The organism is Brevundimonas sp. GN22 (genome assembly GCF_054824005.1).
On sequence record NZ_JSYD01000103.1, the window covers coordinates 1 to 504 of the forward strand.

Sequence of the window (504 nt, forward strand, 5' to 3'; positions counted from 1 at the left end):
ACCACCGGGCGGCGCTGGGGCAGCGGGGTAATGGTCGGATCACGAAACGCCTGCAGGGCCGCACCAGCAGATCCGGCAGCATTGGCCGTCGACGTGGTGATAGTGGCCTTGGTTTCCCAATCGAACTTCTGGCCATTGCGACCGTTCTCGGCAAAGTCCTTCAGGCCGTCCTGCTCGATATACTTTTGGCCCAGCGATTTGATCTCTTCAGATGCACCGCCATCGCCGTAGCCTCCACGGGCTGCCTTCTGCTCCATCTCACTCAGGCGAGCGTCAGCCTCCGATGCCTTTTGTTGCAGAAGCCTGAAGCCCTCTGTCACGTCGCCGGAATGGTCTTTGAAGGCCTTAGCCAGATCTTGGATGGTGATGTCAGTCATTGGACAATCTTTCTGATGGTGTCGGCGGAGGCCTTCACCTCAGCCAGAAGTTGAGACAGGTCAGGTTGAGAGGTGTCAGAGTTGAGGGCGGGCCATCCCGCCGCTGCGACCTTGGCCGCCGCTGCTC

Annotated in this window: 1 protein-coding gene; it reads right to left on the reverse strand. The window is 59.9% G+C overall.

The window, feature by feature from the left end; genetic code table 11:
* A partial coding sequence (locus tag OB03_RS12775; protein ID WP_461344402.1) for a hypothetical protein occupies nt 1-377 on the reverse strand: 377 nt, incomplete at its 3' end.
* Nucleotides 378-504 lie beyond the last annotated feature (127 nt).